This is a genomic window from Pseudomonas sp. JQ36 (assembly GCF_053851495.1).
Genome location: NZ_CM132642.1, coordinates 4,559,835 through 4,573,581 on the forward strand (window position 1 = coordinate 4,559,835; position 13,747 = coordinate 4,573,581).

The window sequence follows — 13,747 nt, forward strand, 5'->3', positions numbered from 1 at the left end:
CGTACTGCTCAAAGCCCGCTGTTTCCTGCGTTTTTCACGGGGTATGCCAAAGGACAAATCCACCCGCCCCCTCTTCTTATAGTCGGCGTCCGGACCTTTGTGCGATCCGCAGTCGCGCCGACCCTTATGTCCAACTGTAGACGCTTGCCGGGCCGATATTGCTCAATCGAAAAATATCCTTGCGCAAATCCGCTGCAGACGGCGCCGACTATGAATGAGCACATGAGAAAAAAACGTATCGACCGGTGTCAGCGACAGGATTGGCAACCCTGTTATTATCCGCGCCAGCGTTTCACGCCTTCTTTCTTCAAGCCGATACGAGCGAATTCATGAGCACTGACAAGACCAATCAGTCCTGGGGCGGCCGCTTCAGTGAACCCGTCGACGCCTTCGTCGCCCGCTTCACCGCCTCCGTCACCTTCGACCAGCGCCTGTATCGCCACGACATCATGGGCTCGATCGCCCACGCCACCATGCTGGCCAAGGTCGGCGTGCTGACCGATGCCGAGCGCGACAGCATCATCGACGGCCTGAAGACCATTCAGGGCGAAATCGAGGCCGGCCAGTTCGACTGGCGCGTCGACCTCGAAGACGTGCACATGAACATCGAAGCGCGCCTGACCGATCGCATCGGCATCACTGGCAAGAAACTGCACACCGGGCGCAGCCGTAACGATCAGGTCGCCACCGACATCCGTCTGTGGCTGCGCGACGAGATCGACTTGATCCTGGCCGAGATCACCCGCCTGCAAAAAGGCCTGCTGGAGCAAGCCGAGCGCGAAGCCGAGAGCATCATGCCCGGCTTTACTCACCTGCAGACCGCACAACCGGTGACCTTCGGCCACCACATGCTGGCGTGGTTCGAAATGCTCAGCCGCGACTACGAGCGTCTGGTCGACTGCCGCAAGCGCACCAACCGCATGCCGCTGGGCAGCGCCGCGCTGGCCGGCACCACCTATCCGATCGACCGCGAATACACCGCGCAACTGCTGGGCTTCGACGCCGTGGGCGGCAACTCGCTGGACAACGTTTCCGATCGCGATTTCGCCATCGAATTCTGCTCGGCCGCGAGCATCGCGATGATGCACCTGTCGCGCTTCTCCGAAGAGCTGGTGCTGTGGACCAGCGCGCAGTTCCAGTTCATCGATCTGCCGGATCGGTTCTGCACCGGCAGCTCGATCATGCCGCAAAAGAAAAACCCGGACGTGCCGGAGCTGGTACGCGGCAAGACCGGCCGCGTGTTCGGCGCACTGATGGGCCTGCTGACCCTGATGAAAGGCCAGCCTCTGGCCTACAACAAGGACAACCAGGAAGACAAGGAGCCGCTGTTCGACGCCGCCGACACCCTGCGCGATTCGCTGCGCGCGTTTGCCGACATGATCCCGGCGATCAAGCCGAAACACGCGATCATGCGTGAAGCGGCGCTGCGTGGTTTCTCCACCGCTACCGATCTGGCGGACTACCTGGTACGCCGTGGCCTGCCGTTCCGTGACTGCCACGAAATCGTCGGTCACGCGGTGAAATATGGCGTAGACACTGGCAAGGATCTGGCCGAGATGAGCCTGGAGGAACTGCGTCAGTTCAGCGACCAGATCGAGCAGGACGTGTTCGCCGTGCTAACCCTGGAAGGCTCGGTGAATGCCCGTGACCATATCGGCGGGACTGCGCCAGCGCAGGTCAAGGCAGCCGTGGTTCGCGGTCAGGCCCTCATCGCCAGCCGCTAAAGCTCAAAAGCTTCGCGAGCAAGCCCGCTCCCACATTTGGATTGATGTTGAACACAACATTGTGTGACCAACAAAAATTTCCTGTGGGAGCGGGCTTGCTCGCGAATGCGGCCTTCAGAACGCCAAAAAACTCACTTCTTGGCAGCGATCATCGCCAAAAACGCCGGCATCGCTAATTCTTTGTCCGCCGCAATCTTCTGCACATGCGGATTCTGCTCAAGCCGCTCCAGCAGCGCCTTGGCCTTCGGCATCTCTGCCAGCCAATCGATCCCGAACAACTTCTGCCCGACCGCACAGGCCAGCGGCACACTGTAGAGAAAATACAAATCCGCAATGCTCAGGCTGTCGCCCGCCACGTACGGGGCGAATTTGCCGTGTCGACCCAGCGCCGCGAATCCCAGCAGCAGCTCGGCTTTGGTTTTCTCCTTGATCGCCTCCGGCACCGGTGAGCCGAAGAACGCCTCGCCATAGCAGGCGCGGCCCGGCAGTTCGATGTACAGCTCGATTTCCTTGGCAATCGCCAACACCTGCGCGCGCTCGAACGGATCGCTCGGCAGCAGCGGCGTGCCCTTCTGGGTCTGTTCGAGGTATTCGAGGATGATCGCGGTTTCGTTGATGAAACCGGCGTCTACGCCGAGCACCGGGACCTTGCCGCGCGGGCTGATGGCCAGAGATTCCGGTGTCTGCGCCGGATAGAACGTGACCTCTTCGAACGGCAGGCCTTTTTCCAGCAGCGCCAGTTTGACCATGTTGTAGTAGTTGCTGACTGAGAATCCGTAGAGCTTGAACATCACATAGCCTCCAGGCCGTGCGGGGTGGGCAGGCACTGTTTATAGATCGCCCGTCACGATCCTGCCAGCAGCATCACCCCGCTGAATGCGGGTAAACTGGCGCCTTTCCATGAGGAGCCTGCCATGAGCGAGCCGACAGACATCGACAACGACGAAGAAGAGTTCACCGAGGCGACGTTGATCGAAGCCATCGAGAACCAGATCGAAAGCGACAACCCGCCAGCGGCCAAAGCGACGTTCAACAAGTTGACCCTGGTGGGTGTTGAGCGCGAAGAAATCCTCAACCTGATGGCGCATGTGCTGGCTTACGAGATTGACGCGATGCTCGATGAAGACCGCCCGTTCGATACCGAGTGGTATGAAACCGCACTGCGTGCACTGCCCGAGTTACCACCCGAAAAGCAGTAACTGCACATTTCCCCTGTGGGAGCGGGCTTGCTCGCGAAGGCGGTGGATCAATCGACGAACAGGGCGACTGACCCAACGCCTTCGCGAGCAAGCCCGCTCCCACAAGGTTTGTAACGTATCCATCCAGCCATCTCTCCGGCCCCGACTACACTGGAATCCGCCTCAAGACAAAATCCCTGATCTGAGCACTGGACATGCCGCAAAAGCGGGTTCACCTTAGGGACGCTGTCGTCCAATTCCTAGAAAGTCTGGAGTCCTTATGTCGCTTACCCCTGAGTTGGTTGCCGAACTGGAAGTCCTCGCACTCTTTCCCCTGGACAGTTCCCAGGAAGGTTTGAAAATTCATCAGACCGCTGCCCCGAAACACATTGCCGCTGCCAAACGCCTCTTCGAAAAAGAACTCACCGACCAGCCAGATGGCGGGTATCTGACCAGCCTCGGTCGCGATGCTGCACAAAATGTGCAGACCGTGCTGACCATTCTGAAAGAGCAAGAAACAGCCTGATTATTCCCGTCCTTGCCCACGGGAACTCCTGCCACGGGATTTCCGCGGGCCCACCTGATCGCTCTCCGCTAAAAATCTGACGTCAAAAAACAAATTCAGCTTAAAAGTCCCGCTGCGCAGAGGCTAAACTGCCTCCCATTCCGAGACCCTCTTCGTCCGAGCCTGCGAGCCGGTTTGAGCTGACATGACGCGCACCCATGAAATCCGCCCCGATCTGGACGAAGGCATCGACCGCAAGGTGCTCAGCCAGTTGCGCGCGCGCTTTCTCAAACTCAATGAAGGTCGCCTCGGGCGTGCCCTTGAAGGGTTGTCGACACGCCAGCAAAGCGTACTGACCCTGCTGCCGCTGTTCTTCCACGTCAATCACCCGCTGTTGCCGGGTTATGTTTCCGGCAGCACGCCAGCCGGGCTGTCCAACTATGAACCGGACGCCACCGCCCTCGCCGAAGCACAGCGCCTGACTCGCTCGTTTTCCTACAAGCCGCGCCACGGCAGCAACCCGCCACGACCGATTCACGGTCTGTTCCTGATGGGCAGCCTCGGCACCCTGGCTCAGGCCGATCAGAGCGACATGGATGTGTGGGTCTGCCATGCGCCGGACCTGAGCGACAACGAACTCGCCGAGCTGCGCAAAAAATGCCAGCTCCTCGAAACCTGGGCCGCGACCCAAGGCGCCGAGGCGCATTTCTTTCTGATCGACCCGGTGCGTTTCGTCAAAGGCGAACGCGACACCCAGCTCAGCTCCGAAAACTGCGGCAGCACGCAGCACTATCTGCTGCTGGACGAGTTTTATCGCACGGCAATCTGGCTGGCCGGGCGCACGCCGATCTGGTGGCTGGTGCCGGTCTACGAAGAAAGCGCTTACGACCTGTATACCCACACTCTGCTGTCAAAGCGCTTCATTCGCGCCGACGAAACTCTCGACCTTGGCCACTTGGCAACGATTCCGCCGGGCGAGTTCATCGGCGCCGGCCTGTGGCAGTTGTTCAAGGGCATCGAGTCGCCCTACAAGTCGGTGCTCAAGCTGTTGCTGACCGAGGTTTACGCCAGCGAACACCCGAACGTGCAGTGTCTGAGCCTGCGCTACAAGCGGGCCGTGTTCGCCAATCAGCTGGATCTGGATGAGCTGGATCCGTACATGGTCGTGTACCGACGCATCGAGGAATACCTCAGCGCCCGCAACGAACCTGAACGGCTGGAGCTGGTGCGACGCGCGCTGTACCTCAAGGTCAACCGCAAGCTCACCGGCAACAGCCGCACCCAGAGCTGGCAGCGCTCGCTGCTGGAACGCCTGGCGCACGAATGGCATTGGGATCAGCGGCAACTGGCCTTGCTCGACAGCCGCAGCCAGTGGAAAGTCCGCCAGGTCAGCGCCGAACGCCGCGCGCTGGTCAATGAACTGAATTACAGCTACCGCTTCCTGACGCAGTTCGCCCGCACCGAACAGACCGTCAGCCTGATCAACAAGCGCGACCTGAATGTGCTCGGTCGTCGCCTGTACGCCGCGTTCGAGCGCAAGGCCGACAAGGTCGAATTCATCAATCCCGGCATCGCCCCGGATCTGGCCGAAGACACCCTGACGCTGGTGCAATCACCGAATAAAAAAGAGCCTGGGCAAACCCAGTGGGGCTTGTACAACGGCAGTCTGAATGCCCTGGAATGGGAGCACTTCGCGCCAATCAAGCGCAGCCGCGAGCTGCTCGAACTGCTGACCTGGTGCCATCGCAACGGCGTGATCGACAGCAGTACGCGCCTGGCGCTGCACCCCGGCACCAGTGACATGAGCGAGTTCGAGTTGTTCAACCTGCTCGGCAGCCTGCAGCAGTGCATCGCCCTGCCCCTGCCGACCGTCGCTGAAGAACCACTGCTGCGCGCTGCGGTGCCGAGCGAAGTGCTGATGCTGGTCAACGTCGGTGTCGATCCGCTCAAGCACCACCGCGACCTGAACATCCTGATGACCACCGAGCGTACTGACTCGCTGAGTTACGCCGGGGTGCGCGAAAACCTCGTGCTGACCCTCGATCAGGTCACGCTCAACAGCTGGAACGAAGTGCTGGTCAACCGCTTCGATGGCCCCCACGCACTGCTCGATTGCCTGCGCGACTATCTCAACAACCTGCCGCGCGGCCCGCAACAGCCATCATTGAAGGTGCGCTGCTTCTGCCACAACCGTGCACAGTTCATTGCCCGCCGCGTTGAGGAAGTCATCGATACGGCGCAAACCCTGCTGCTCAGCGAGCTCAATCACCGCTACCTGATTCAGGTGCAACAGCACTATCACGTGCTGGAGCTGGTGCCGGGCCAGGTCAACCATGTCGCCCTCGCCACCCTGCCGGCGCTGCTCGATTATCTGGGCGAGGAACAGCCGCGCTACAGCCCGCTGCACCTGGATCCGATGGCACTGGAGGATCACGACCTCGCGCTGATCCTGCCGATGGGTCAGCCCGAATCGATTCAGGTGTTTTACCGGATCAGCGAACAACAGGCCGAACTGTACGTGCTGGATGAGTTCAACGCGTTGTGGCAACAGCATTTGCCGTATCACGACGAACAGAGCCTGCTGGTGCCGCTGCAGCGCTTCCTGCAATCGATCCAGTATCGGCGTGATGCGCTGTTACCAATGGATGGCAGCCCGGCGGTCGGCCTCGAAACCTTGTATTACCAGCTATTGCCTTCCGGCCCCGGGCGCGCGCGCCGGGTCGAAGCACGACCGGCGCCGCAGACACCGGTCAACAAACCGTTCTACGACGTTCAGGCGATCGTCGGCAAAGCCGCACCGGGCGAGGTGCAAGTCACCTTGTATTGCAATCAACGGGAATTCAGCGAGCTGGAACATGGCGACCAGCTGTTCCGCGTGGTCGCCCGGGAGATCGTCGAACAGCGCCGCGAGACCGAGCGCTATCGCTGCTACATCACCGACCTGGACCTCTCGGGCCTGCTCGGTGATGGTCAGAGTTCAAGCAATTTGTATCTGCGCTACAAGGCCGACCTGGAGCGCGCCCTGAACGAGGCGCTCGAACAGGTCTGAGGCGGGGTCACTCGCGGAATTCACCGCCGTTGGCAGGCTGTGATTCGACTTCCAGCAAGGTCAGTTTCAGGGTCTTGCCACCCGGAGCCGGCCAGTCAATGTGCTGACCGACTTTCAGGCCCAGCAACGCGCTGCCGACCGGCGCGAGGATCGAGATCTTGCCTTCGTCGGCGTTGGCATCCTTGGGATAGACCAGCGTCAGGTGATAGTCCTTGCCACTGCCTTCTTCGCGGCAGTGCACGCGGGAATTCATCGTCACGACATCAGCGGGCACTTCATCGTGGCCGACCAGTGTATCGGCGCGGTCCAGTTCGGTTTGCAGCGCGATCACGCCCGGCGCAGCCTGGTCTTTCTCATTCAGGTTGTCGATCAAGCGCTCCAGACGTTGTACGTCCAGACGGGTAAGGGTGATGGAAGGTGCGGTCATGATCCGGGCAGACTCCTTTCTTCTGCACACAAAAAAAGCAAAACCCCGCCAAAAAAGACGGGGTTTTCACCAGGCCTCGATGGGTTGAGGCGTGCTCGGACACTATCACAGCTCAAAAAATATACAAGTCACCGCCCGGCAACCCCCACTCAGCCCTGAGGGAAACGTTGTGGTGAGGGGATTTATCCCCGATAGACTGCGCAGCAGTCTCAAAGCCTGGGGCCGCTGCGCAACCCATCGGGGATAAATCCCCTCACTACAGGGCCGAGTCAGGCCTGAGTTCGGCGTTGTCGGGCTTGGCTGACGATCACCCGCCGCCGCTCATCATCGGCCGAACGCCATTCGCGAATATCCTCGACATGGCGGAAGCAGCCGAGGCAAACCTTCTGTTCATCCAGCCGGCACACGCCGCTGCACGGCGACGGCACCGCCGGGCTGACGTTGCTGTAGAGCGGCTTCGGAGGCCGGACGGGAGCGGTATCAGTCACGAAATCACAGACCTTCGAAGTCGAATTCGACGCCGGCCTGCTGCTTGACGATGCGCTCGAGCATTTCGCCCAGTTGCTCTTCGCTCTTGTCGCACATCCAGCGTTCGCTCTCTTCGTCGTAGTCGAAGTGGAAACCACCGGACACCGCCGCCAGCCACAGCTGACGCAGGGGTTCCTGACGACTGAAGATCAGTTGCGAGCCGTTTTCGAACTTGACGGTCAAGACACCTGCCGAGCTTTCCAGGTCGATATCCAGGTCACTTTCATCAAAGATGTCTTCCAGTTTTTCCTGGGTTTCATCGACCAGATCATGGAAACGCGCTTCGGACAAACTCATTGTGGCAACCTCAAAAAATGTTCTGATCAGGCTCAAGCGCCGCAAGATACGGACGCTGCCGGCCGATTGCAAAGATTAACGACCAAGCACCTCAATAGCACTGTAAACACTGTACCGGTGGGAGCGGGCTTGCTCGCGAAGAGGCCGGCACATCCAGCAATTCTGCCTGCAGAACCACCGCTTTCGCGAGCAAGCCCGCTCCCACAGGGCTTGGTGCGCCTATAACTAGCCCCGCCAGACGGGAGGGCCATCACATAGGCAAGCTGCCGGGTGGCCGGTATACTCCGGCGCAATTAACGCATTTTCAAGGATTTCGCCATGAAGCGCCTGATCTCTTCCCTTGCTGCGCTCGTCGCGGTTGCCTGCCTCGTTTCGGCCTGTGGTCAAAAAGGCCCGCTGTACCTGCCGGATGACGATCAGGACCCGGCCGAGCAAGCCCAGTCTTCGCAGAAGCAGCCGTCCAAAGCACACAAGCACGACGTTTACCAATAAGGGATCGCCATGGACGCTTTTAACTACCGTGGCGGGGAGCTGTTCGCGGAAGGTGTGGCGCTGTCCGCCATCGCCGACCGCTTCGGCACGCCCACCTATGTCTACTCGCGTGCGCACATCGAAGCTCAATATCTGGCGTACGCCGACGCGCTGGCCGGCATGCCGCACCTGGTCTGCTACGCAGTCAAGGCCAACTCCAACCTCGGGGTGCTGAATGTCCTGGCCCGTCTCGGCGCCGGTTTCGACATCGTTTCCCGTGGCGAGCTGGAGCGTGTGCTGGCCGCTGGCGGCAGCGCCGACAAGATCGTGTTCTCCGGCGTCGGCAAGACCCGTGACGACATGCGTCGCGCGCTGGAAGTCGGCGTGCACTGCTTCAACGTCGAATCCACCGACGAGCTCGAGCGCTTGCAAGTGGTCGCCGCCGAGCTGGGTGTTCGCGCACCGGTCTCGCTGCGCGTGAACCCGGACGTCGACGCCGGCACCCATCCATACATTTCCACCGGTCTCAAAGAGAACAAGTTCGGCATCGCCATTGCCGACGCCGAAGACGTGTACGTGCGTGCCGCGCACCTGCCGAACCTGGAAGTGATCGGTGTCGACTGCCACATCGGCTCGCAACTGACCACCCTGCCGCCGTTCCTCGATGCCCTCGACCGCCTGCTGGATCTGGTCGACCGCCTCGGCGATTGCGGCATCCACCTGCGCCACATCGATCTCGGTGGTGGCCTGGGCGTGCGTTATCGCGATGAAGAGCCGCCGCTGGCAGGCGACTACATCAAGGCCGTGCGCGAGCGTCTGGACGGCCGTGACCTGGCGCTGGTGTTCGAACCGGGCCGCTTCATCGTCGCCAACGCCGGCGTGTTGCTGACCCAGGTCGAGTACCTCAAGCACACCGAACACAAGGATTTCGCCATCGTCGACGCGGCGATGAACGACCTGATCCGCCCGGCGCTTTATCAGGCCTGGATGGACGTCACTGCGGTCAAGCCGCGCAACACCGCCGCACGCCAGTACGACGTGGTCGGCCCGATCTGCGAAACCGGCGACTTCCTCGCCAAGGATCGTGAGCTGGCGCTGGAAGAAGGCGACCTGCTGGCCGTGCATTCGGCCGGTGCCTACGGCTTCGTGATGAGTTCCAACTACAACACCCGTGGCCGTGCCGCTGAAGTGTTGGTAGACGGTGATCAGGTTTTTGAAGTGCGCCGCCGCGAAACCGTGGCCGAGCTGTTTGCCGGCGAAAGCCTGCTGCCGGAGTAACCCATGCTGCTGCGTTTTACCAAAATGCACGGCCTGGGCAATGACTTCATGGTTCTCGACCTGGTCAGCCAGCACGCGCATATTCAGCCCAAGCACGCCAAGCAATGGGGCGACCGGCACACCGGTATCGGTTTCGACCAGTTGCTGATCGTCGAAGCGCCGAGCAACCCGGACGTGGATTTCCGTTACCGGATCTTCAACTCCGATGGCTCGGAAGTGGAACAGTGTGGCAACGGTGCACGCTGCTTCGCGCGCTTCGTGCTCGACAAACGTCTGACGGCCAAGCGGCAGATTCGCGTCGAGACCAAGGGCGGCATCATCGAGCTGGACGTGCGTAACGACGGCCAGATCGGGGTGAACATGGGCGCGCCGCGTCTGGTGCCGGCGGATATTCCGTTCGACGCACCGGCGCAGGCCAGCAGCTATCAGCTGGAAGTCGACGGCACCACGGTCGAACTGGCCGCTGTGTCAATGGGCAACCCCCATGCGGTGCTGCGCGTACAGGACATCAACAATGCACCGGTGCATGAACTGGGGCCGAAAATCGAACACCACCCGCGCTTCCCGGCGCGGGTCAACGTCGGTTTCATTCAGGTCATCGATCGCAACCGCGCGCAGCTGCGCGTCTGGGAACGCGGGGCCGGGGAAACCCAGGCCTGCGGCACCGGTGCTTGCGCCGCGGCTGTCGCGGCAATCAGTCAGGGGTGGATGGATTCGCCGCTGTTGATCGACCTGCCTGGCGGGCGTCTGTCCATTGAATGGGCAGGCCCTGGCCACCCGGTGCTGATGACCGGCCCGGCAGTGCGTGTATACGAAGGACAAGTGCGTCTTTGAGTGAGCAGAAGCCATGACCGATAAGCCTCAGGTACCCGCCCGACAGTCCGACGAATCAGCGTCCGAGAGCCTGGAGGCGGCAGCGGTTGCCGCATACCTGGAGGCTCATCCGGACTTCTTCGTCGAGCACGAAGAACTGCTGCCCGCCATGCGCATTCCCCACCAGCGCGGCGACACCGTATCGCTGGTCGAACGGCAGATGAGCATCCTGCGCGACCGCAACATCGAGATGCGCCATCGCCTCTCGCAGTTGATGGACGTCGCCCGCGACAACGATCGCCTTTTCGACAAGACCCGCCGCCTGATCCTGTCCCTGATGGACGCCGCCAGCCTGGAAGACGTGGTGATCAGCGTCGAAGACAGCCTGCGCCAGGATTTTCAGGTGCCTTTTGTCAGCCTGATCCTGCTCGGCGACAACCCGGCACCGGTTGGCCGCTGGGTGACTCATGCCGACGCGCAAACCGCGATCGGCGGTCTGCTCACCGAAGGCAAGAGCGTCAGCGGCACTCTGCGGGAACATGAGCTGGACTTCCTGTTCGGCGAAGAACAGCGCAAGCAGATCGGCTCCACCGCGGTAGTCGCGGTCAGCCATCAAGGCATCCACGGCATTCTGGCGATCGCCAGCCGTGATCCGCAGCACTACAAGAGTTCGGTGGGCACGCTGTTCCTCAGCTACATCGCCGAAGTCATGGGCCGCGTGCTGCCACGGGTCAACAGCTCCCTGCGCTCGGTACGCTGAGCATGGAACGACAACTGGACGCTTACTGCGAACACCTGCGCAGTGAGCGACAGGTGTCGCCGCACACCCTGTCGGCCTATCGCCGCGACCTCGATAAAGTCCTCGGCTGGTGCCTCAAGCAGAACATTGGCAGTTGGGCGGCGCTGGATATTCAGCGCCTGCGCAGCCTGATCGCCCGCCTGCATGCGCAGGGGCAGTCGTCACGCAGTCTCGCCCGATTGCTTTCGGCGGTGCGCGGGCTCTATCACTATCTGAATCGCGAAGGTCTGTGCGATCACGACCCGGCGACGGGTCTGGCGCCGCCGAAAGGCGAACGGCGCTTGCCGAAAACCCTCGACACCGACCGTGCATTGCAACTGCTGGAAGGTGCGGTCGAGGACGACTTTCTTGCCCGTCGCGATCAGGCGATTCTCGAATTGTTCTATTCCTCGGGCCTGCGCTTGTCCGAGCTGACCGGGCTCAATCTCGATCAGCTGGATCTGGCCGACGGCATGGTTCAGGTGCTCGGCAAGGGCAGCAAGACCCGCCTGCTGCCGGTCGGAAAAAAGGCGCGCGAAGCACTGGAGCAATGGCTGCCGCTGCGGGCCATGACCAACCCGGCCGACGACGCCGTGTTCGTCAGCCAGCAAGGTCGGCGCCTCGGCCCACGGGCGATTCAGGTGCGAGTGAAACTGGCCGGCGAACGCGAACTGGGGCAGAACCTGCACCCGCACATGCTGCGGCACTCCTTCGCCAGCCACTTGCTGGAATCCTCGCAGGACCTGCGCGCGGTGCAGGAACTGCTCGGCCACTCGGACATCAAGACCACGCAGATCTACACCCACCTGGACTTCCAGCACCTGGCGGCGGTCTACGACAGCGCCCACCCACGGGCCAAACGCAGCAAAGGCGACGATTCATGAGCATCCAGTTGATCACCTTCGACCTCGACGACACCCTGTGGGACACCGCCCCGGTGATCGTCAGTGCCGAAGCGGTATTGCGCGAATGGCTGAGCGAACACGCACCGAACCTGGGCGCAGTGCCGGTGGAGCATTTGTGGGGGATTCGTGAGCGGGTACTGGCCAGCGAACCGGGCCTCAAGCACCGCATCAGTGCGTTGCGCAGGCGCGTGCTGTTCCACGCGCTGGAAGAAGCCGGGTACGCCCACGGCGAAGCTGCGGATCTGGCCGACAAAAGCTTTGAAGTATTCCTGCATGCGCGGCATCAGATCGAGGTGTTCCCGGAGGTCGAACCGACCCTGGAAATCCTTGCCAACCATTACGCCCTCGGCGTGGTCACCAACGGCAACGCCGACGTGCGTCGGCTGGGCCTGGCGGACTACTTCAAGTTTGCGCTGTGCGCCGAAGATATCGGCATCGCCAAACCGGATGCGCGACTGTTCCACGAAGCGTTGCAACGCGGTGGTGTGAGTGCGGAAGCGGCCGTGCACATTGGCGATCATCCGGGCGATGATATTGCCGGGGCGCAGCAAGCGGGCATGCGCGCGGTCTGGTTCAACCCGGCGGGCAAGGTCTGGGAAGCGGAGCGACTGCCGGATGCTGAAATCCGTAGCCTGACCGACTTGCCAGCGGTGCTCGCACGCTGGAATGCCCTCTCGAACTGATCCACTATCCCCTGAGGGAGCGGGCTTGCTCGCGAAGAGGCCGTGTCAGTCGACACACAATTTGAATGACACACCGCTTTCGCGAGCAAGCCCGCTCCCACAGGGGATTGCGTGTATCCATGACCTCTTTGTTTCAGGCATGAAAAAGCCCGCAGCGACGGCGGGCTTCTTCAGCAAGCAAGCGGCACGCCTCAGATAGGGCGGCTGCCGTACTTGTTGTCCGGCTTCTTGGGCGGATCGGCGACCACGTTGGCCTCCACTTCCTGCACCTTGCCGCCGCGGGCAAGGAATTCTTCCATGGCTTTGGCCAGGGCGTCGCGCTCCTTGTTCTTGGCTTCGATGCTCGGCAACTCGTCTACCGACACCGCAGCCTTGGCTTTGCCTTTGGCAGCCGGGGCCGGCGTATCATCACCGCCATCGTCTTCAGCAACGTCTTCCGCTGCTGCTCCCAGTTCTTCCTCGGCCTCGTCTTCGTCGCCTACTTCGAGGTCGTCGTTTTCCAGATCATCGTCGCTCATGTTCTACCTCATGACTTGCGAAAAGCAGATTAGTTATAGACCAGCTTTGGCGACTGTCGAAAGCCGCCGGAAAAAAATCGGTAACCATTGGTGACCAACGGTTTACGCCCCTTCACCGTGCAAGGTGGCGAGGACTTTACGGGCACCGCCATGATCACGGTGCTCGCCCAGATAAACACCTTGCCAGGTGCCCAGTGCCAGTCGCCCTGCCGAAACCGGCAGACTGATCTGGCAGCCAAGTACGCTGGCCTTGAAGTGCGCCGGGAGGTCGTCCAGGCCTTCGTCGTTATGCTCATAGCCGTCTGTTCCTTGTGGGATCAGACGATTGAAAAATCGTTCGAAGTCGCGACGAACCGCCGGATCGGCGTTCTCGTTGATGGTCAACGACGCCGAGGTATGCTGCAGCCACAAATGCAACAGACCGACCCGGCACGCCTTGAGTTCAGGCAGGCCGGCGAGTAACTCGTCCGTTACCAGATGAAAGCCCCGGGGCCGTGCCCGCAGGGTTATCAGAGTCTGTTGCCACATACAGTTCTCCGCACGTTCGGGGCGCATTCTAGCGCGCTCTGGGAAAAAACAAAGGCCCTAATATT

The 13,747-nt window shown here is 61.2% G+C and carries 16 protein-coding genes; 10 read left to right on the plus strand and 6 right to left on the minus strand.

Going from position 1 to position 13,747, the window contains the following annotated elements; genetic code table 11:
• Nucleotides 1-329: 329 nt before the first annotated feature.
• Entirely contained in the window at nucleotides 330-1,724 is a 1,395-nt protein-coding gene (gene argH, locus ACS4NR_RS20610; RefSeq protein WP_456018208.1) for an argininosuccinate lyase, read from the plus strand.
• A 131-nt stretch (nucleotides 1,725-1,855) separates the two neighbouring features.
• On the opposite strand, the gene ACS4NR_RS20615 is transcribed toward argH, so the two are convergent.
• Nucleotides 1,856-2,515 (minus strand): glutathione S-transferase family protein, encoded by a 660-nt coding sequence (locus tag ACS4NR_RS20615; RefSeq protein WP_456018209.1) that lies wholly within the window; start codon nucleotides 2,513-2,515, stop codon nucleotides 1,856-1,858.
• Nucleotides 2,516-2,638: 123 nt separating this feature from the next.
• Here ACS4NR_RS20615 and ACS4NR_RS20620 point away from each other — a divergent pair, with 123 nt between their 5' ends.
• From ACS4NR_RS20620 to ACS4NR_RS20630, 3 genes are all read left to right on the plus strand, one after another.
• Nucleotides 2,639-2,923 (plus strand): hypothetical protein, encoded by a 285-nt coding sequence (locus ACS4NR_RS20620; RefSeq protein ID WP_443531865.1) that lies wholly within the window; start codon nucleotides 2,639-2,641, stop codon nucleotides 2,921-2,923.
• Nucleotides 2,924-3,182: 259 nt separating this feature from the next.
• Nucleotides 3,183-3,428: a TIGR02647 family protein gene (locus tag ACS4NR_RS20625; RefSeq protein WP_095137662.1), complete on the plus strand. Its 246-nt coding sequence runs from the start codon at nucleotides 3,183-3,185 to the stop codon at nucleotides 3,426-3,428.
• A gap of 184 nt (nucleotides 3,429-3,612) precedes the next feature.
• Nucleotides 3,613-6,456 (plus strand): class I adenylate cyclase, encoded by a 2,844-nt coding sequence (locus tag ACS4NR_RS20630; RefSeq protein WP_456018210.1) that lies wholly within the window; start codon nucleotides 3,613-3,615, stop codon nucleotides 6,454-6,456.
• 7 nt (nucleotides 6,457-6,463) lie between these two features.
• Here ACS4NR_RS20630 and rnk read toward each other — a convergent pair whose 3' ends face one another.
• The 3 genes from rnk to cyaY form a co-directional block, all read right to left on the minus strand.
• A complete protein-coding gene (gene rnk, locus ACS4NR_RS20635; protein ID WP_003229397.1) occupies nucleotides 6,464-6,883 on the minus strand; it encodes a nucleoside diphosphate kinase regulator in 420 nt (139 codons plus the stop codon).
• A 269-nt stretch (nucleotides 6,884-7,152) separates the two neighbouring features.
• Nucleotides 7,153-7,371, minus strand: a complete 219-nt coding sequence (locus tag ACS4NR_RS20640; RefSeq protein WP_095137664.1) for a DUF1289 domain-containing protein — start codon at nucleotides 7,369-7,371, stop codon at nucleotides 7,153-7,155.
• A gap of 4 nt (nucleotides 7,372-7,375) precedes the next feature.
• Nucleotides 7,376-7,708 carry an iron donor protein CyaY gene (gene cyaY / locus ACS4NR_RS20645; protein WP_047596732.1) on the minus strand — a complete coding sequence of 111 codons (333 nt, stop codon included), beginning with the start codon at nucleotides 7,706-7,708 and terminating at the stop codon, nucleotides 7,376-7,378.
• A gap of 318 nt (nucleotides 7,709-8,026) precedes the next feature.
• Between cyaY and lptM the strand changes: the two genes are divergently transcribed.
• Genes lptM through ACS4NR_RS20675 form a run of 6 tightly spaced genes read left to right on the plus strand, consistent with a single transcriptional unit; the run spans nucleotide 8,027 to nucleotide 12,636 of the window.
• Nucleotides 8,027-8,200, plus strand: a complete 174-nt coding sequence (lptM, locus tag ACS4NR_RS20650; protein WP_007911098.1) for an LPS translocon maturation chaperone LptM — start codon at nucleotides 8,027-8,029, stop codon at nucleotides 8,198-8,200.
• 9 nt (nucleotides 8,201-8,209) lie between these two features.
• The gene (lysA, locus tag ACS4NR_RS20655) at nucleotides 8,210-9,457 is read left to right on the plus strand and encodes a diaminopimelate decarboxylase (RefSeq protein ID WP_456018211.1); all 1,248 of its coding nucleotides are present in this window, start codon (nucleotides 8,210-8,212) and stop codon (nucleotides 9,455-9,457) included.
• A gap of 3 nt (nucleotides 9,458-9,460) precedes the next feature.
• Complete coding sequence (dapF, locus tag ACS4NR_RS20660) at nucleotides 9,461-10,291, plus strand: diaminopimelate epimerase (protein WP_027610441.1); 831 nt, start codon at nucleotides 9,461-9,463, stop codon at nucleotides 10,289-10,291.
• Nucleotides 10,292-10,304: 13 nt separating this feature from the next.
• On the plus strand, nucleotides 10,305-11,030 hold the full coding sequence (locus tag ACS4NR_RS20665; protein ID WP_097089519.1) for a DUF484 family protein: 726 nt from the start codon (nucleotides 10,305-10,307) through the stop codon (nucleotides 11,028-11,030).
• Between the two features lie 2 nt (nucleotides 11,031-11,032).
• Nucleotides 11,033-11,932, plus strand: coding sequence for a tyrosine recombinase XerC (gene xerC / locus ACS4NR_RS20670; RefSeq protein WP_003229409.1), 900 nt, complete (start codon nucleotides 11,033-11,035; stop codon nucleotides 11,930-11,932).
• Entirely contained in the window at nucleotides 11,929-12,636 is a 708-nt protein-coding gene (locus tag ACS4NR_RS20675) for an HAD family hydrolase (RefSeq protein WP_456018212.1), read from the plus strand. The genes xerC and ACS4NR_RS20675 overlap by 4 nt, the downstream gene beginning before the upstream one ends.
• Nucleotides 12,637-12,827: 191 nt before the next feature.
• Here the strand turns inward: ACS4NR_RS20675 and sutA are convergent, their stop codons facing one another.
• Both sutA and ACS4NR_RS20685 read right to left on the minus strand, forming a co-directional pair.
• Entirely contained in the window at nucleotides 12,828-13,154 is a 327-nt protein-coding gene (sutA, locus tag ACS4NR_RS20680) for a transcriptional regulator SutA (RefSeq protein WP_456018213.1), read from the minus strand.
• 102 nt (nucleotides 13,155-13,256) lie between these two features.
• Nucleotides 13,257-13,682, minus strand: coding sequence for a secondary thiamine-phosphate synthase enzyme YjbQ (locus ACS4NR_RS20685; RefSeq protein ID WP_003229414.1), 426 nt, complete (start codon nucleotides 13,680-13,682; stop codon nucleotides 13,257-13,259).
• Between the last annotated feature and the right edge of the window lie 65 nt (nucleotides 13,683-13,747).